The sequence below is a fragment of the Nocardioides sp. Z21_20 genome (assembly GCF_059766585.1).
In genome coordinates this window covers 1-17704 of record NZ_JCBAJX010000002.1, presented here as the reverse complement: position 1 = coordinate 17704, position 17704 = coordinate 1, and the positions used below count along the sequence as shown (strand labels likewise).

Here is a 17704-nt window from a genome sequence, read left to right as displayed (position 1 = left end):
CCCCTCAGGCTAGGCAGCGGCCGCGGCAGGCCGCCGACCGGCTCGGTCGCGGGGTCTGCTGCGCGCACTGGGCGGGCAATCGACAGCCCTCACGCGATCGCAGCCGCCCGCACCACCGGCACGCTCACCGCACCGTTCGCCGCGGTGACCCACACGTTCGACCCCACCTCCAGGCCCAGCGAGCGGGCCTGGGTGCGGGTGAGCACGACGGTGACCTCCTCGCCGTCGTCGGTGAGGACGGTGAGGCGGACCTCGAAGCCGACGCGCAGCATCCGCGAGATCGAGCCCTCGAACGCGCCGGCCAGGACCGGGCTGGTCGAGAGGTCGATGTCGTGGGGACGCAGCAGCTGCCCGCCGAGGGTGGTGACCTCGCCGAGGAAGCCCATCACGAAGTCGTTGGCGGGCTCGTCGTAGAGCTGGTCGGGCGTCCCGACCTGCTCGATGCGCCCCTCGTTGATCACCACGATCTCGTCGGCGACCTCGAGGGCCTCCTCCTGGTCGTGGGTGACGAAGACGGTGGTCACGTGCACCTCGTCGTGTAGGCGGCGCAGCCAGTCGCGCAGCTCCTTGCGCACCTTGGCGTCCAGCGCCCCGAACGGCTCGTCGAGCAGCAGCACGGTCGGCTCCACGGCGAGGGCGCGGGCCAGCGCCATCCGCTGGCGCTGGCCCCCGGAGAGCTGGGCGGGCAGCCGGTGGGCGAACTGCGAGAGGTGCACCAGCTCGAGCAGCTCGTCGACCCGACGCACGATCTCCGCCTTGGGCCGGTTGCGGATCTCCAGGCCGAAGGCGACGTTCTTGGCCACGCTCATGTGCTTGAACGCGGCGTAGTGCTGGAAGACGAAGCCGACGTTGCGCTTCTGCGGGGGCAGGTGGGTGGCCTCGTTGCCCTCGATGGAGATGCTGCCCTCGTCGGCGCTCTCCAGCCCGGCGATGATCCGCAGCAGCGTCGACTTGCCGCCGCCCGAGGGGCCGAGCAGCGCGGTGAGCTGGCCGGAGCGGATCGACAGGGAGACGTCGTCGAGCGCCACGAAGTCGCCGAAGCGCTTGGTCACCCCCGTGATCTCGATGCTCATGAGGTCTTCTCCTTGGGTCGCAGGACGGAAACGATGACGATGCACAGCACCGAGGCGAAGGCGAGCATGAACGCCGCGGAGTAGGCGGTGGTCTGCTCGAAGTTCTGGTACTTCTGCTCCACCACGAGGGTGGCGGTCTGGGTCTGCTCCACGACGTTGCCGGAGACGACCTTGACGGCGCCGAACTCCCCCAGCGAGCGCGCCAGGCTCAACACCACGCCGTACACCAGGGCCCAGCGGATGCTGGGCAGGGTGATCCGCCGGAAGGTCTGTACGGCGTTCGCGCCGAGGCTGCGCGCCGCCTGCTCCATGTCGTCGCCGATCTCCTCCAGGACAGGGACCACCTCCCGGATCACCAGCGGGAGCGCGACGAAGACGGTGGCCATCACGATGCCGGGGGTGGAGAAGATGACCTGCACCCCGGCGCTCTCCAGCGGTGCGCCGAACCAGCCGTCGCGGCCGTTGTAGACCAGCACCAGGGCCAGGCCGACCACGATCGGGGAGACCGAGAGCGGCAGGTCGATGAGCGCGGACAGCAGCCGCTTGCCGGGGAACTCGTAGCGCACCAGCAGCAGCGAGATGCCGACGCCGAAGACCAGGTTGATGACGACCGCGATCACCGCCACGATCGCGGTCAGCCGCAGCGCGTGGGTGACCACCGGGTCGGCCAGCGCCACCCGGATCCCCTCCAGGCCGTCGGCGAAGGTGTGCTGGACGACCAGCGAGACCGGCCAGGCGACCAGCAGGAACAGGTAGCCGACGGCGAGCAGCCGCAGGCCCCAGCGCACGGGACGAGGCTCACGAAGCACGACGCGCCACCTTCCGCTGCAGGACGTCGAGCAGCACGATCACCAGCAGCGCGACGACGAGCATGATCGAGGCGACCGCGGCCGCGGAGGCCCGGTTGCCGTTCTCCAGGTAGGTCAGCACCCGCACCGAGGCGACCTCGGTGCGGTAGGGCAGGTTGCCGCTGAGCAGCACCAGCGAGCCGTACTCGCTGATCCCGCGGGCGAAGGAGAGCGCCGCGCCGGCCGCGATCGCCGGCACCAGGCTCGGCAGGATGATGCGGCGGAACACGGTGAGCCGCGAGGCGCCCAGAGACGCGGCCGCCTCCTCCACGTCGTGGTCGAGCTCCTCGAGCACCGGCTGCACCGTGCGCACCACGAACGGGAGCGTCACGAAGGCCAGCGCCAGGAAGACGGCCGCCTCGGTGTTGGCGACGTCGATGCCCAGCGGACTGTCGGCGCCGTAGAGCGAGAGCAGCACCAGGCCGGCCACGATCGTCGGCAGCGCGAACGGGATGTCGATGACGACGTTGAGCACGACCTTGCCGGGGAACTGGTCGCGGACCAGGACCCAGGCGATGATCGTGCCCATCACCACGTTGAGCACGGTGACCAGGGCGGCCTGGGTGACCGTGAGCCGCACGGCGGCCATCGTCTGGTCGTTGGTGAGCGTGATCCAGAAGTTCTCCCAGCCACCCGCGACCGTGGCCGCGATCACCGCGGTCAGCGGGATCAGCACCAGCAGCGAGAACCACAGCATCGAGACGCCCAGGCCCAGGCCGCTGGTGGCGGTGAGCGCACCGACCGGCCGGACCGGACGGCGCTTGCGCGTCGTCCGGTCCGGCGTCTCGAGCAGTTCGGTCACTGGTTCCCGGTCTCCGCCTGGATGGCGGGGATGATCCCGCTCTCCTCGTCGAAGAACTTGTCGGCGGCCTCGGACCAGCCGCCGAAGTCCTCGTCGATGGTCAACAGCGTGGCTGGCTCGGGGAACGGGTCGCTCGGGTCGTTGGCACCCTTGACCTCGACGTCGCCGACGTCGACCAGCGGGCGGAAGCCGCTGAGCGCGAACTGCTTCTGGCCGTCCTCGGAGAGCACGAACTCCAGCCACTTGGCGGCCAGCGGGTCGGCGTCCTCGAGGACCGCGCCGGTGTTCTCGATCAGCAGCGTCTCCTCGGGGACGATGTACTCCAGCTCCTGGCCGCTCTGACGGGCCAGGATGGCCTCGTTCTCGTAGGAGATCAGCACGTCGCCGTTGCCGCTGGTGAACGCGCTGGTGGCGTCACGACCGCTGCCCGGCAGCGCCACCGCGTTCTCGAAGAACTTGGTGACGAACGCCTTGGCGTCCTCCTCGGTGCCGCCGTTGGCGATCACGTGCCCCCAGGCGGCGAGGATGTTCCATCGCGCCGAGCCGGACGAGCCGGGGTTCGGGGTGATGATGCCGATGCCCGGCTTCACGATGTCGTCCCAGCCCTGGATGTTCTTCGGGTTGCCCTCGCGCACCACCAGCACGACCGTGGACTGCGAGACCACGCCGGCGTGCTCGCCGTCCTTCCAGTCCTCGGCGACCATGCCCGCCTCGACCAGCCGGGTCACGTCGCTCTCCAGGGAGAAGTGCACGTAGTCGGCGTCCAGCCCCTCGGCGACGGCCCGGCTCTGGTCGCCCGACGCGCCGTACGACGTCTTGAACGTGACGTCCTTGCCGTCGTCGGTCTTGGCCCACTCCTTGGCGATGGCCTTGTTGGCCGCCTCGGGCACGGCGAACCCGACGATGCTCAGCTGGGTCCCGGCGCTGTCCCCCGAAGCGCTGCACCCCGCCAGTCCCAGCGACGCGACGACCGCCACCGCGGCTGCTCTCACGAACGCGTTCCTCATCCCAACCCCACCTTCCGCCCACACGGAGCGTTACTGATCAATGTCCAGAAGAATAGGTGACTTAATGGAGAAATGGAGCCGATCTCACGAATCGCGACAGGCGTGTCGCACGTCACCAGGAGGTGCAGTCCAGTGCGGGAGACAAGGTTGGAGGCACCACCGGCCCCGGTATCGTGGTAGTTCGGCACACCTGGTGCCGGTGTTACTCACCGGGAGAACTGGAACACGTTTCAGTTTCTGCATACGCTGCGTAGGCGTCGCCCCTCCGGTGCGGGCTCTCCAGCACGTGTTCAAAGGAAGTAGGTTGCTGCGGTGGCAAAGCAGGTCAAGCAGCTGGACCGCGTCATCATCAGGTTCGCCGGCGACTCCGGCGACGGGATGCAGCTGACCGGCGACCGGTTCACCCAGGAGTCCGCGTCGTTCGGCAACGACCTGGCGACGCTGCCCAACTTCCCCGCCGAGATCCGCGCCCCCCAGGGCACCATCCCCGGCGTGTCGTCGTTCCAGGTGCACTTCGCCGACCACGACATCCTCACCCCCGGCGACGCACCCGACGTCCTGGTCGCGATGAACCCCGCCGCCCTCAAGGCGAACCTCGCGGACCTGCCCAAGGGCGCGATCATCATCGTCGACACCCACGACTTCACCGGCCGCAACCTGACCAAGGCCGGGTACGCCGAGAACCCCCTCGAGGACGACTCGCTCGCCGAGTACGCCGTACACCCGGTGAACCTGACCGGGATGACCGTCGAGGCGGTCAAGGAGTTCGGCCTGTCCCGCAAGGACGCCGCCCGCGCGAAGAACATGTTCGCGCTCGGGCTGGTCTCGTGGATGTACGGCCGCCCCACCGAGACCACGGTCGCCTTCCTGGAGAAGCGCTTCGCCAAGGTCCCCGCGATCCGCGACGCCAACATCACCGCGTTCCGTCAGGGCTGGTACTTCGGCGAGACCACCGAGGCGTTCGCGGTCTCCTACGAGATCAAGCCCGCCACCGTGGCGCCGGGGACCTACCGCAACATCACCGGCAACCTCGCGCTCGCCTACGGCCTGGTGGCTGGCAGCGTGCAGTCGGGCCTGCCGCTGCTGCTGGGCACCTACCCGATCACGCCGGCCTCCGACATCCTCCACGAGCTGAGCAAGCACAAGTCGTTCGGCATCACCACGTTCCAGGCCGAGGACGAGATCGCCGGTATCGGCGCGGCCATCGGCGCCTCCTTCGCCGGCCACCTCGGCGTCACCTCGACCTCGGGGCCGGGTGTCGCGCTGAAGTCCGAGGCCCTGGGCCTGGCGGTGATGACCGAGCTGCCGCTGGTGCTGGTCAACGTGCAGCGCGGCGGCCCCTCCACGGGCCTGCCCACCAAGACCGAGCAGTCCGACCTGCTCCAGGCGATGTTCGGCCGCAACGGCGAGTCCCCCGTCCCAGTGGTGGCCCCGCAGTCGCCCGGCGACTGCTTCGCCGCCGCCGTCGAGGCGATCCGGATCGCCGTCACCTACCGCACCCCGGTGATCCTGCTCTCCGACGGCATGCTCGCCAACGGCTCCGAGCCCTGGCAGGTCCCCGACGTCGACGACCTGCCCCGCATCGAGCCCGGCTTCGCGACCGGCCCGAACCACACCGGCACGAACGCCAAGGGCGAGAGCGTCGAGGAGTTCTGGCCCTACCTGCGCGACGAGGAGACGCTGGCGCGCCCGTGGGCCATCCCCGGCACGGCCGGCCTCGAGCACCGCATCGGCGGCCTGGAGAAGGCCGACGGGCACGGCAACATCTCCTACGACCCGGCCAACCACGAGCTGATGGTCCGCACCCGCCAGGCCAAGATCGACCGGATCGCGGACTCGCTGCCGCCGCTGGAGGTCGACGACCCCTCCGGCAAGGCGAAGGTGCTGGTGCTGGGCTGGGGCTCGACGTACGGCCCGATCGGCGCCGGCGTACGCCGCGTGCGCCGCGCCGGCTACGAGGTGGCCCAGGTGCACCTGCGTCACCTCAACCCGTTCCCCAAGGACCTCGGCGAGATCCTCCGGCGCTACGACAAGGTCCTGGTGCCGGAGATGAACCTGGGCCAGCTCAGCCTGCTGCTGCGCGCCGAGTACCTCGTCGACGCCATCGGCTACAACCAGGTCAACGGCATGCCGCTCAAGGCCGCCGTGCTCGCCGACGTGATCGGCCGCCTGGTCGCGGACGCCGAGGGCATCGAAGTCAATCTCAACAGCGCGCAGATGGAGGACGTCCGATGACCACCTCGACCGAGCTCCCCTTCCCCGGGCTCCGCTCGGGCACCGAGGGTGTCCCGACGCTGGGTGAGGGTGAGGCACCGCAGACCGGCAAGGACTTCACCTCCGACCAGGAGGTGCGCTGGTGCCCCGGCTGCGGGGACTACGCCGTGCTCAAGGCGGTCCAGGGCTTCCTGCCCGACCTCGGCCTGCGCCGCGAGAACATCGTGTTCGTCTCCGGCATCGGCTGCTCCTCGCGCTTCCCCTACTACCTCGACACCTACGGGATGCACTCCATCCACGGGCGGGCCCCGTCGATCGCGACCGGCATCGCCACCGCCCGCGAGGACCTCTCGGTGTGGGTCGTCACCGGTGACGGCGACGCGCTGTCCATCGGCGGCAACCACCTCATCCACGCCCTGCGCCGCAACGTCAACATGACGATCCTGCTGTTCAACAACCGGATCTACGGGCTGACCAAGGGGCAGTACTCCCCCACCTCCGAGCCCGGCAAGGTCACCAAGTCCACCCCGATGGGCTCGGTGGACCACCCGTTCAACCCGGTCTCGCTGGCGCTGGGCGCGGAGGCCAGCTTCGTGGCCCGCACCATCGACTCCGATCGCAAGCACCTCACCTCGGTGCTCTCCGCGGCCGCCGCCCACCGCGGCACGTCGCTGGTCGAGATCTACCAGAACTGCCCGATCTTCAACGACGGCGCGTTCGACGCGATCAAGAGCAACGACACCAAGGCCGACGCGATCATCCCGCTCGTGCACGGCGAGCCGATCCTCTTCGGCAACGGCGCCAAGGGGATCGTGCGCGACGAGGCGACCGGCGGTGTGAAGGTCGTGCAGGTCGCCGACGTGGCCGAGGGCGACATCCTCGTCCACGACGCCCACAACCCCGACCCGACGCTGGCCTTCGCCATCTCGCGGCTCACCGACTCCGGCTACCTCAACCAGTCGCCGATCGGGATCTTCCGCCAGGTCGAGCGCCCGACGTACGACGACCAGGCGCGTGCGCAGGTCCGTGCGGCCGCCGAGGGCGTCAGCGGAGCCCCCGCGGACCGGCTGGCGGCGCTGATCGGCGGCGGCGACACCTGGACCGTCGTCTGAGCCGTCCGGCAGACGCAGAACGGGCCGCAGACCCTGAGGGTCTGCGGCCCGTTGCCGTGTGCGGGGCGCGCTAGCGCGTCCGCATCAGCGCCAGTAGAGGCTGACCGGCTTGCTGAACGACACGCTGTAGCCACCCGAGCGGGGGACCATCACGCGGTAGTTGGCTCGGCCCTTGCCCGGGACGAAGACGTTGACGTTGTAGCGGCCGGCCTTGTTGGTCTTGACCTTCTTGTACCGCTTCCAGGTGCAGGAGGTCGCGTTGCACTTGCCCTTCTGGACGATGACCGGCTTCTTGCCGTAGCGGGGGGCGACCCTCCCCTTGATGAAGGCCTGACGCCCACGGTTGCCGTAGCCGATCGAGACCTTGCGCGTGGCAGCCGCGCGGGCCTCGACACTGGCCTCGGCCGTGCTGCTGGTCTGCGCGACCTTGGGCTCGGAGGCGTTGGCCGTGGTCGCGATCGCGGCCGGGGCGAACCCGAGCATCGCGACAGAGACGGCGGCGGTGACGACACGATTCATCCGCATTGATTCCCCTGATGTGTGGTTGCTGACTGGATGCAGAGCCCGAGGTGACGGAGAGGACGATCCCCGCTCCTGACACTTTCCAAACGCAGTTGCTCCGGTCTCGTCAGCGCCGACGGCGGAAGGTCTCCGCGACGCGCGAGTAGGACTGGAGGTACTGCGCGCTGCCGGGCGCGACCGCCCGAAAGTACCAGCGCTGCCCGGTGGCGCGCGGGGCGGCCAGCTTCTTCGACCAGCGGCTGCGCTTGTCGGTGCGCACCTTGGCGTAACGCTTCCACGAGCAGGTGGCGCAGGTCTTGCGCTGGATCACGATGGCCTTGCGGGCGTACGACGGGACGATGCGGCCCTTGAAGACCAGCGTGCGCTTGGTGATGGACTCCTTGAAGCGGCGCGCGACGCCCAGCGGGAGGGTGGCCGCGGCGGTGTTGAAGGTGTAGCTGCCGTAGGCGCCCCCGTTGTAGGTCACCCGGTAGTCCGCGTTGCGCGCGGCGCGGAAGGAGTAGACGAAGAGCTCGCCGGTGATCGTCCTGCTCCCCTGACTCACCCACGCCTGGGTCCCCTTCCAGCGTCGGTGCAGCGTCACCGTGCCGCTGGGCACCGGCGCCCAGTTGTTGATCTCGGGGCTCCAGCCCAGCACCCCGCCGGTGAGGGTGAGAGCCGTGTTGTGCAGCGCATTGCCCTGGCTGAGCTCCAGGACCACCTGGGTCTCGACGGCCACCGCCCGCGCGGAGCGGCCCTGCGGAGCCGGCCAGGCGGTGCCGGGCGCCTTGTCGGCCTCGGTGATCGCGTCCAGGCCGGGGGTCGCGGGGGGCTCGGGGGTCGCCCCGGATGCCATCGAGACGGGCGCGAGGCCGAGGAGGGCCGCGCTGAGCAGGGCGACGAGGTAGCGCTTCATGGATGACTTCTCTCACTCTCGGGATCGAACGGCCCGGTCCTACCCGACGTGTCCCGGTGACAAACGGTGCGCCGTGGGTGGCCTGGACCGGCCACTATGCTGCGTCGGTGACCGATCAGCGTCGAGGTTTCCTGTTCGGCGTGGTCGCCTACGTGCTCTGGGGCGCCTTCCCGCTCTACTGGCCGCTGCTCGAGCCGGCCGGCGCCGTCGAGGTGCTGGCCCACCGGGTCCTCTGGTCGGCGATCACGATGGGCCTGCTGGTGCTGCTGACCGGGCGGGGCCGCCAGGTCATGGAGCTGGTGCGCCGGCCCCGGACGCTGGCGCTGCTGACGGTGGCGGCGGTGACGATCTCGGTCAACTGGGGCACCTACATCTGGGGGGTCACCCACGACCGGGTCGTCGAGTCGTCACTGGGCTACTTCATCAACCCGCTGGTCACCGTGCTGATGGGCGTGCTGATCCTCGGCGAGCGGCTGCGCCGCCTGCAGTGGGCCGCTCTCGCGCTCGCGGGCGTGGCGGTGGTGGTGCTGACCCTCGACTACGGCCGGCTGCCCTACGTCGCCCTCGTCCTCGCCTGCTCCTTCGGCGTCTACGGGCTGATGAAGAAGATCGCGAACGCCGGAGCCGTGGAGAGCCTGGCCGTGGAGACCGCGGTGCTCTCGCCCCTCGCCGCGGCGTACATCGGGTTCCTCGTCGCCACCGGCGCCTCCACCTTCGGCAACCACGGAGTCGGCCACGCGCTGCTGCTGGCCTCGACCGGCATCGTCACCGCCGTACCCCTGATCTGCTTCGGCGCGGCCGCGACCCGGGTGTCCATGGTGACGCTCGGGCTGCTGCAGTACCTCGCCCCGATCCTCCAGTTCGCGCTCGGGGTGCTGATCTTCCACGAGCCGATGCCCGCCGGCCGCTGGGTCGGCTTCGGCCTGGTCTGGGTCGCGCTGGCCGTCTTCACCGTGGAGGCGATCAACCACCGCCGCCGCCAGCTCCGCCTCGCCGCCCAGGCCAGCGCGCTCTGAGGGGGCGCCCGGGGGCGTGGGCGGCGGGCGTGGGGCGTCGGTGGGCGCCCAGGCTTGCCGTTTGGTCCCCAACGGGCGCGATTCCGGCCTAGGACATGCCGTTTCTGACCAATCGGCGACCCACCACGCCCCATCCCGGGAGCAGCGCCCCACCGCGCTCGGGCGAGGCGGCCGACCGGCGAAACGTACGGCGGGCGACACCATCACCGTTTGGTCCCCAACGGGGGCCATACCGGCCCGCGACCTGCCGTCTCTGACCAATCGACAGCCCGCACCACCCCCCAGCCCCACCCGTACGGCGGGCGGAGCGCCCGCCTCAGGAGGAGCGGTTGGCCACCACGTCGGCGAACGCCTCCAGGGCGGTGCGCACCGGGCCCGGCGCGAGGACCTCCAGGCGGCGCTTGGCCTCCTGGGCCTGGCCGACCACGTACTCGCGGGCCTGCGCCATCGCCGGGTGGCGTCGCAGCAGCCCGAGGGTCTCGGCGTGGCGGGCGTCGTCGCTGAGGTCGGAGTCCAGCAGCTCGAGGAGCCGGGCGTCCGCCGGGTCGCCGGAGGCCTTGGCCATCAGCACCGGCAGCGTCGGGACGCCCTCGCGCAGGTCGGTGCCCGGGGTCTTGCCCGACTCGTCGGACTCCGAGGCGATGTCGAGGATGTCGTCGGAGAGCTGGAAGGCGGCGCCGACGATCTCGCCGTACTCGGTCAGCGCCTGCACGACCTCGGCGGACGCGCCGCCGAACATCGCGCCGTAGCGCGCGGAGGTGGCGATCAGGGAGCCCGTCTTGCCGGCCACCACGTCGAGGTAGTGGGCCAGCGGGTCCTCGCCGGGGGCGGGCTCCACGGTCTCCATGATCTGGCCCTCGACCAGCCGCATGAACGTCTGCGCCTGGATCAGCACGGCCTCCGGGCCCAGGCCCGCGGTCAGCTCGGAGGAGCGGCCGAAGAGGAAGTCGCCGGTCAGGATCGCCACGTGGTTGTCCCAGCGGGCGTTTGCCGAGTCCGCACCGCGACGCAGCGCGGCCTCGTCCATCACGTCGTCGTGGTAGAGCGACGCCAGGTGGGTCAGCTCGACGACGCACGCCGCCTGCAGCACCTCGGGGCTGTCGGCGTGCTCCCCGGTCTCCGCGGCCAGCAGGACCAGCAGCGGCCGGAACCGCTTGCCGCCGGCGTGCATCAGATGCCCGGCCGCCTCGCTGACGAACCGGGCGCGGCTGTTGACGTGGGCGTCGAGGGCCTTCTCGACCTGCGCCATCCGGGCGCGCAGCCGGTCGGCCAGCGCCTCGTCGACGACAGGAAGGGCGAGTCCGGACGTGGTCCCACTGAGGGCAGAATCTGCGGTCACCTGATGAATCCTCCCGCATGCCCGGCGAGATCCAACACCGGGCCGGGCAGCACGCCCAGGACGATGGTGACCGCCACAGCGACACCGATGGTCACCGCGGTGAGCACGGAGGGCACGGCGACCGCGGGGCCGTCGCCGATCGGGTCGGCGAAGTACATCAGCACGATCACCCGGATGTAGAAGAACGCGGCCACCGCGCTGGTCAGCACACCGGCGATGACGACCGGCCAGGCGCCGGCGGAGCCGGCGGCCGCGAAGACCGCCCACTTGCCGACGAAGCCCGAGGTGAGCGGGATGCCCGCCATCGCGAGCAGGAAGACCGCGAAGACACCGGCGACCACCGGAGCCTCCTTGCCCAGCCCCGCCCAGCGGTCGGTGTGGGTGGTCTCGCCGCCGCCGTCACGCACCAGCGTGACGACCGCGAACGCACCGAGCACCGCGAAGCCGTAGGTCACCAGGTAGAACAGCACCGCCTGCAGCGAGGTGATCGACCCGTCGCCGATCTCGCTGGCCCCGCGCACGCCGAGCACGCCGGCGAGCAGGAAGCCGGTGTGCGCCACCGACGAGTAGGCCAGCATCCGCTTGATGTCGCTCTGGGTGATCGCCAGCACCGCGCCGACCACCATGGTGAGGATCGCGATGACCCACATCATCGGCTGCCAGCTCCAGCGGTCGGACCCGAAGGCCACGTAGAACAGGCGCAGCATCGCCCCGAAGGCGGCCACCTTGGTGCCGGCCGACATGAACGCCGTCAGCGCCGTCGGCGCACCCTGGTAGACGTCGGGGGTCCAGGAGTGGAACGGGGCCGCACCGACCTTGAACAGCAGGCCGACGGCCAGCATGCCCATGCCGATCAGCAGCAGGACCTCGTTCTCCCCGCCGCCGCGCACGGCGGCGTCGATGCCGGCGAAGTCCATCGTCCCGGCGTAGCCGTAGACCAGCGCGACGCCGTAGAGGAAGAACGCCGAGGAGAAGGCGCCGAGCAGGAAGTACTTCAGGGCCGCCTCCTGGCTGAGCAGCCGGCGACGTCGCGCCAGCCCGGTCAGCAGGTAGAGCGGCAGCGAGAGGACCTCGAGGGCCACGAACATCGTGACCAGGTCGCCCGAGGCCGGGAAGAGCAGCATGCCGGCCACCGAGAACATCAGCAGCGGGTAGACCTCGGTGTGCTCGATGCCGCGCGCCGACGCCTCGCGCTCCGCGTCGCTGCCCGGCAGCGCGGCCGCCTGACCGGCGAACGCGGTCAGGCCGCCCTCGAGACGACGCTCGGCGAAGAGCAGCACCCCGCCGATGGCGAGCAGCAGGATCAGGCCCCACAGGAACAGGGTGGGCCCGTCGACGACCAGCGAGCCACCGGCACCGAGGATCCCCCGGGCGGCGCCGTCGGCGTGCTCCTCGACGTCCCCGGCGATCATCACGACGCCGACGAAAGCGACGACGAGGCTGGCGCCGGCCAGCAGGGTCTGCACCAGGAAGCGACGCGCCCGGGGCAGGAACGCCTCGACCACGACACCGAGGCAGGCGGCGCCGAGGACGACCAGCAGCGGCCAGAGCTCGGCGTACTCGATCGTGGGCTTGATGAACTCCATCAGTGAGCGCCTTCCTCAGCCTTGCTGTGCCCGCTGTCCACCGAGGGGTCGGCGGCGGGGACGGTCGGATCGTCGTCGGTCACCCCGACGTGCTCCAGGGTGGTCTCGACGACCGGGTTGATCACGTCGAGCAGCGGCATCGGGTAGAAGCCGAGCACGAGCAGCGCGGCCACCAGCGGCGCCATCGCGCCGATCTCGCGACGGTTCAGGTCGGGCATCCCGACGTTCTCCGGGCGCTCGGGGCCGGTCATCGTGCGCTGGTACATCCACAGGATGTAGATAGCCGCCAGCACGATGCCGGTGACCGCGATCGCGCCGGCCCACCAGGCGTAGCTGAACGCCGACAGCAGGACCATGAACTCGGAGACGAACGGCGAGAGGCCGGGCAGGCCCAGCGTCGCCAGACCCGCGACCAGGAACAGGCCGGCGAGGACCGGAGCGGTCTTCTCCACCCCCGAGATCGCCCGGATCGAGGCGGTGCCACGACGGCGGATCAGGTAGCCGGCCGCCAGGAAGAGCGCGGCGGTGCCGAGCCCGTGGTTGACCATGTAGAGGATCGCGCCGGAGCCGCCCTGGGTGCTGAAGACGAAGATGCCCAGCACGATGAACCCGAAGTGCGAGAGCGAGGTCAGACCGATCAGGCGCAGCATGTCGTCCTGGCCGATCGCGACCAGCGCGCCGTAGACGATCGAGACCAGCGCGATCACCACGACCACCGGGGTGGCCCACTGCGAGGCCTCCGGGAAGAGGCCCAGGCAGAACCGGATCATCCCGAAGGTGCCGATCTTGTCGAGGATCGAGACCAGCAGCACGCTGGTGCCCGGGGTCGCCGCGGCCGTGGTGTCGGCCAGCCAGGTGTGCACCGGGAACAGCGGCGCCTTGACCGCGAAGGCGATGAAGAAGCCGAGGAAGAGCCAGCGGCCCTCGGTGACGCCGATGTCGAGCGCCGCCAGGTCACTGAGCAGGTACGACGGGGTGCCGGCGTCGGCGGAGAGGACGTAGAGCCCGATCACCGAGGCCAGCATGATCAGCCCGCCGGCGAGCTGGAAGACCAGGAACTTCACCGCGGCGCGGGCCCGGCCCGCGCCTCCGAAGCCGCCCACCAGGAAGTAGGCCGGGATCAGCGTCGCCTCGAAGACGACGTAGAACATGAAGACGTCGGTCGCGGCGAACACCGCGACGGCGGCCGCCTCGAGGCCGAGGACCCAGGCGAAGAACGTGTTGGTGCTACGTGCGCCGCTCAGGCCGGCGACCGGCCCGTCCGCGTCGTTCCACGAGGCGCCGATCACGATCGGCACGAGCACCGCGGTCAGCAGCAGCATCACCAGGCCGAGGCCGTCGACACCCACCGCGTAGTGGACGCCCAGGGCGCCGATCCACTCGTGGGTCTCGGTGAGCTGCATGCCCCCACCGACGTCGTAGACCGAGGTGAGCAGCGCGGCCACGACCAGCGTGGCCAGCGAGAAGCCGAGCGCCACCCACTTGGTCAGCGCCGCGCCCGGCTTGCGGGGCAGCACGGCGACGACGCCGGCGCCGACGAGCGGCACCACGATCATCGCGGTGAGCCAGGGGAAGTCGTTCATGCGAGGGTCACCGCCAGCAGGGCCATGACGACGAGCAGCACGCCGCCGAGGAGGGAGAGGGCATAGGAGCGGACGAAGCCGTTCTGGATCCGGCGCAGTCGCTGGGACACGCCGCCGACGGCCGCGGAGCCGCCTTCGACGACCCCGTCGACCACGGTGCGGTCCATCACCGCGAGGCCACTGGTCAGGGCGAGGCCCGGCTGGACCACCAGCCCGTTGTTGATGGCGTCGCCGTACAGGTCGGCGCGAGCCGCCCGGGTCGCGAAGGAGACGTCGCGGGGAGCCTCACGGGGCACCGGACGGCGCCCGACGAGGATCCAGGCGACGGCCACGCCCACCGCGACCACCAGGGTCACGATCAGGGTCATCACGATGGCCGGCAGCGGAGGCTCATGGTGCGGCGCGGAGCCGACGACCGGGGAGAGCCAGTCGACGATCCAGTTGCCGAGCAGCAGGAAGCCGCCGAACACCGAGAGCGCCGCGAGCACGATCAGCGGGAACGTCATCAGCTTGGGCGACTCGTGCGGGTGCGTCTCGGGCGCCCAGCGCTTGTCGGTGAAGAACGTCATCAGCATCAGCCGGGTCATGTAGAACGCGGTGACGCCGGCACCGAGCAGCGCGGCCAGGCCGACCACGGTGTTCTCGGCGAAGGCGGTCTCGATGATCTTGTCCTTGGACCAGAAGCCGGCGAAGCCCGGGAAGCCGATGATCGCCAGGTAGCCCATCGCGAAGGTCGCGAAGGTGACCGGCAGCGCCTTGCGCAGCGCGCCGTAGTGGCGCATGTCGACGTCGTCGTCCATCGCGTGCATGACCGAGCCGGCACCGAGGAACATGTTGGCCTTGAAGAAGCCGTGCGTGAGCAGGTGGAAGATCGCGAACGCGTAGCCGGCCGGGCCGAGGCCGGCGGCGAGCATCATGTAGCCGATCTGGCTCATCGTCGAGCCGGCCAGCGCCTTCTTGATGTCGTCCTTGGCGCAGCCGATGACCGCACCCCACAGCAGCGTCACGCAACCCACGATGACCACGGCGGTCTGGGCGATCGGCGCCTGGTCGAAGATGAAGTTGGAGCGGGTGACCAGGTAGACGCCCGCGGTGACCATCGTCGCGGCGTGGATCAGCGCCGAGACGGGGGTCGGGCCCTCCATCGCGTCGAGCAGCCAGGCCTGCAGCGGGACCTGCGCGGACTTGGCGCAGGCACCCAGCAGCAGCAGCAGGCCGATCGCGGTCATCGTGTTCTCCGAGGCCTCCGCGGAGACCGCGCTGATGCCGGCGAAGGAGACCGTGCCGAAGGTGACGAACAGCAGCGAGATCGCCAGCACCATGCCCATGTCGCCGACCCGGTTGATCACGAACGCCTTGATCGAGGCGGCGGCCGCGGACGGCTTGTGCTGCCAGAAGCCGATCAGCAGGTACGACGCGAGGCCGACGCCCTCCCAGCCGAGGAACAGCACCAGGTAGTTGGCCGCCAGGACCAGCGTCAGCATCGCCGCGACGAACAGGTTCAGGTAGGCGAAGAACCGGCGCCGGCGCGGGTCGTGGGCCATGTACCCGATCGAGTACACGTGGATCAGCGAGCCGACCCCGGTGATCAGCAGCAGGAACAGCGCCGCCAGCGGGTCGTAGAGCAGGTCCATGCCCACCTCGAGGCCGCCGGCCTCGAACCAGGTGAACAGGTGCTGCTCGACCTGGCGGTCGGCGCCGTCACGGCCGAGGAGCTCGACGAACATGGCGAGGCTGACCGCGAACGAGCCGACCGCGGTGGCCGTGCCGAGCAGGTGGCCCCAGCGGTCGGTGAGCCGTCCGCCGAGCAGCAGGATCGCCGCACCCGCCAGCGGCAGCGCGATCACCAGCCAGATCAGTGAGAGCACGCCCTCGGGGTCGCCCGGTGCGATCACCGGTACGAGGGCATGGCCGCCCTCGGTGAAAAGGTTCGACAAGGTCCGTCTCCCTTTAGTACTTCAGCAGACTGGCGTCGTCGACCGAGGCCGAGCGGCGGGTGCGGAAGATGGTCATGATGATGGCGAGACCGATCACGACCTCGGCGGCGGCGACGACCATCACGAAGAAGGCCGCCAGCTGTCCGTCGAGGTTGCCGTGCTGCTTGGCGAAGGTGACCAGCGCGAGGTTGCAGGAGTTCAGCATCAGCTCGATGCACATGAACACCACGATCGCGTTGCGCCGGGTGAGCACCCCGACGCAGCCGATGGTGAACAGGATCCCCGAGAGGACGATGTAGGGCGTGACACTCATCGACCGTCCTCCTTCATGCTGCCGGCGGTGTCGCCGGTGGCGCCTGCGGCCTGGGGCGGTGCGCTCATCGGGGTCTCCTCGCCCGAGGCCGGGCCGGTGTGGCCGGTGATCTTCGGGTTGCCCGAGAAGCCGCCCTTGAGCTGGCGCTCGATGGTCTCGATCTCTGCGGCGGCGGCCGGCGCCGTGCGCACCGACCCACGGGCGGCGAGCACCCGCGAGATGGACGTCGGCGCGGTGCTGCCGTCGGGCAGCAGGGCCGGGGTGTCCACCGCGTTGTGGCGGGCGTAGACACCCGGCGCGGGCAGCGGACCGGGGTGCTTGCCGCTCTCGCCGTACGCGCGGATCCGCTCGGCGGCCAGCGCCATCTGCCCCTCCTTCGGCGAGAGGCGCTCGCGGTGCGCGAGCACCATGGCGCCGACGGCGGCGGTGATCAGCAGGGCCGAGCTGGTCTCGAAGATGAAGACCCAGCGGGAGAACAGGATGTTGGCCAGCGCCTGGACGTTGCCGGCGCCGTTGGCCTCCTCGAGGCCGACCGCGGTGCCGAGCGAGACCTGGGCGAGCCCGATCGCGAGCACCGAGCCGAGCAGCAGCCCGCCGATGATGGCGACCACGCGCTGGCCCCGGATGGTCTCCACGACCGAGTCGGAGGCGTCCACGCCGACCAGCATCACCACGAACAGGAAGAGCATCAGGATGGCGCCGGTGTAGACGATGATCTGCACCGCGAACAGGAACGGCGCCTCGAGCACCAGGTACAGCACCGCGAGGCTGATCATCACCACCGCGAGCAGGAGGGCCGCGTGGACCGCCTTGCGCACGAAGAGGATGGCCAGCGCCGCGATCACCATGACCGGGGCCAGGATCCAGAAAGCGGTCACCGACCGGCCTCCTTGCTCAGGTTGGGACTGCCGGCGCCCGGCTCGGGAGCCGCGTCGGCGGTGCGGAACGTGCCGCGGTAGTAGTCGCCCTCGTCGTCGCCGAGCAGCATCGCGTGCGGAGGCTGCTCCATGCCGGGCAGCAGCGGCGCCAGCAGGTCGGACTTCTCGTAGATGAGGTCCGCCCGGTTGTCGTCGGCCAGCTCGTACTCGTTGGTCATCGTCAGCGCCCGGGTCGGGCAGGCCTCGATGCACAGCCCGCACAGGATGCAGCGCAGGTAGTTGATCTGGTAGACGCGGCCGTAGCGCTCACCGGGGCTGAACCGCTCGTCCTCGGAGTTCGAGGCGCCCTCGACGTAGATCGCGTCGGCGGGGCAGGCCCAGGCGCACAGCTCGCAGCCGATGCACTTCTCCAGGCCGTCGGGCCAGCGGTTGAGCTGGTGCCGGCCGTGGAAGCGCGGCGCCGTCGGCACCTTCTCGAAGGGGTACTGCTCGGTGACGACCTTCTTGAACATGGTCCGGAAGGTCACCCCGAAGCCCGCGATCGGGTCCCAGAACTGCTCCTTGAGTCCCTTTGACTCA

General features: G+C 70.2%; 16 protein-coding genes. 3 read left to right on the top strand and 13 right to left on the bottom strand.

What is annotated here, in order from left to right:
- Window positions 1–89: 89 nt before the first annotated feature.
- Genes AC6EH9_RS03625 through AC6EH9_RS03610 form a run of 4 tightly spaced genes read right to left on the bottom strand, consistent with a single transcriptional unit; the run spans window position 90 to window position 3730 of the window.
- Window positions 90–1073, bottom strand: coding sequence for a sulfate/molybdate ABC transporter ATP-binding protein (locus AC6EH9_RS03625; RefSeq protein ID WP_498420652.1), 984 nt, complete (start codon window positions 1071–1073; stop codon window positions 90–92).
- Window positions 1070–1882, bottom strand: coding sequence for a sulfate ABC transporter permease (locus AC6EH9_RS03620; protein ID WP_498420650.1), 813 nt, complete (start codon window positions 1880–1882; stop codon window positions 1070–1072). Before AC6EH9_RS03620 ends, AC6EH9_RS03625 begins: the two co-directional genes overlap by 4 nt.
- Complete coding sequence (gene cysT, locus AC6EH9_RS03615) at window positions 1872–2723, bottom strand: sulfate ABC transporter permease subunit CysT (protein WP_498420648.1); 852 nt, start codon at window positions 2721–2723, stop codon at window positions 1872–1874. Before cysT ends, AC6EH9_RS03620 begins: the two co-directional genes overlap by 11 nt.
- Window positions 2720–3730 (bottom strand): sulfate ABC transporter substrate-binding protein, encoded by a 1011-nt coding sequence (locus tag AC6EH9_RS03610; protein WP_498420646.1) that lies wholly within the window; start codon window positions 3728–3730, stop codon window positions 2720–2722. Before AC6EH9_RS03610 ends, cysT begins: the two co-directional genes overlap by 4 nt.
- 312 nt (window positions 3731–4042) lie before the next feature.
- Between AC6EH9_RS03610 and AC6EH9_RS03605 the strand changes: the two genes are divergently transcribed.
- The gene (locus AC6EH9_RS03605; RefSeq protein WP_498420643.1) at window positions 4043–5965 is read left to right on the top strand and encodes a 2-oxoacid:acceptor oxidoreductase subunit alpha; all 1923 of its coding nucleotides are present in this window, start codon (window positions 4043–4045) and stop codon (window positions 5963–5965) included.
- Window positions 5962–7056, top strand: coding sequence for a 2-oxoacid:ferredoxin oxidoreductase subunit beta (locus AC6EH9_RS03600; RefSeq protein WP_498420641.1), 1095 nt, complete (start codon window positions 5962–5964; stop codon window positions 7054–7056). Before AC6EH9_RS03605 ends, AC6EH9_RS03600 begins: the two co-directional genes overlap by 4 nt.
- A gap of 84 nt (window positions 7057–7140) precedes the next feature.
- On the opposite strand, the gene AC6EH9_RS03595 is transcribed toward AC6EH9_RS03600, so the two are convergent.
- Together AC6EH9_RS03595 and AC6EH9_RS03590 are read right to left on the bottom strand one after the other, a co-directional pair.
- Window positions 7141–7581, bottom strand: a complete 441-nt coding sequence (locus AC6EH9_RS03595; protein WP_498420640.1) for a hypothetical protein — start codon at window positions 7579–7581, stop codon at window positions 7141–7143.
- A 103-nt stretch (window positions 7582–7684) separates the two neighbouring features.
- Window positions 7685–8473: a hypothetical protein gene (locus AC6EH9_RS03590; protein WP_498420639.1), complete on the bottom strand. Its 789-nt coding sequence runs from the start codon at window positions 8471–8473 to the stop codon at window positions 7685–7687.
- 107 nt (window positions 8474–8580) lie between these two features.
- Between AC6EH9_RS03590 and rarD the strand changes: the two genes are divergently transcribed.
- On the top strand, window positions 8581–9489 hold the full coding sequence (rarD, locus tag AC6EH9_RS03585; RefSeq protein WP_498420637.1) for an EamA family transporter RarD: 909 nt from the start codon (window positions 8581–8583) through the stop codon (window positions 9487–9489).
- 316 nt (window positions 9490–9805) lie between these two features.
- Here the strand turns inward: rarD and AC6EH9_RS03580 are convergent, their stop codons facing one another.
- The 7 genes from AC6EH9_RS03580 to nuoI all read right to left on the bottom strand — a co-directional run.
- Window positions 9806–10738: a polyprenyl synthetase family protein gene (locus AC6EH9_RS03580; protein ID WP_498421679.1), complete on the bottom strand. Its 933-nt coding sequence runs from the start codon at window positions 10736–10738 to the stop codon at window positions 9806–9808.
- Window positions 10739–10824: 86 nt separating this feature from the next.
- The gene (gene nuoN, locus AC6EH9_RS03575; protein WP_498420635.1) at window positions 10825–12414 is read right to left on the bottom strand and encodes an NADH-quinone oxidoreductase subunit NuoN; all 1590 of its coding nucleotides are present in this window, start codon (window positions 12412–12414) and stop codon (window positions 10825–10827) included.
- Window positions 12414–13997: an NADH-quinone oxidoreductase subunit M gene (locus AC6EH9_RS03570; protein ID WP_498420633.1), complete on the bottom strand. Its 1584-nt coding sequence runs from the start codon at window positions 13995–13997 to the stop codon at window positions 12414–12416. Before AC6EH9_RS03570 ends, nuoN begins: the two co-directional genes overlap by 1 nt.
- Complete coding sequence (nuoL, locus tag AC6EH9_RS03565; protein ID WP_498421678.1) at window positions 13994–15892, bottom strand: NADH-quinone oxidoreductase subunit L; 1899 nt, start codon at window positions 15890–15892, stop codon at window positions 13994–13996. Before nuoL ends, AC6EH9_RS03570 begins: the two co-directional genes overlap by 4 nt.
- 55 nt (window positions 15893–15947) lie before the next feature.
- Window positions 15948–16247, bottom strand: coding sequence for an NADH-quinone oxidoreductase subunit NuoK (gene nuoK / locus AC6EH9_RS03560; RefSeq protein ID WP_498420632.1), 300 nt, complete (start codon window positions 16245–16247; stop codon window positions 15948–15950).
- Window positions 16244–17125: an NADH-quinone oxidoreductase subunit J gene (locus AC6EH9_RS03555; RefSeq protein WP_498420631.1), complete on the bottom strand. Its 882-nt coding sequence runs from the start codon at window positions 17123–17125 to the stop codon at window positions 16244–16246. The genes nuoK and AC6EH9_RS03555 overlap by 4 nt, the downstream gene beginning before the upstream one ends.
- Window positions 17122–17704: NADH-quinone oxidoreductase subunit NuoI (gene nuoI, locus AC6EH9_RS03550; protein WP_498420629.1), on the bottom strand; the 583-nt coding region annotated here is incomplete at its 5' end. The genes nuoI and AC6EH9_RS03555, both read right to left, overlap by 4 nt.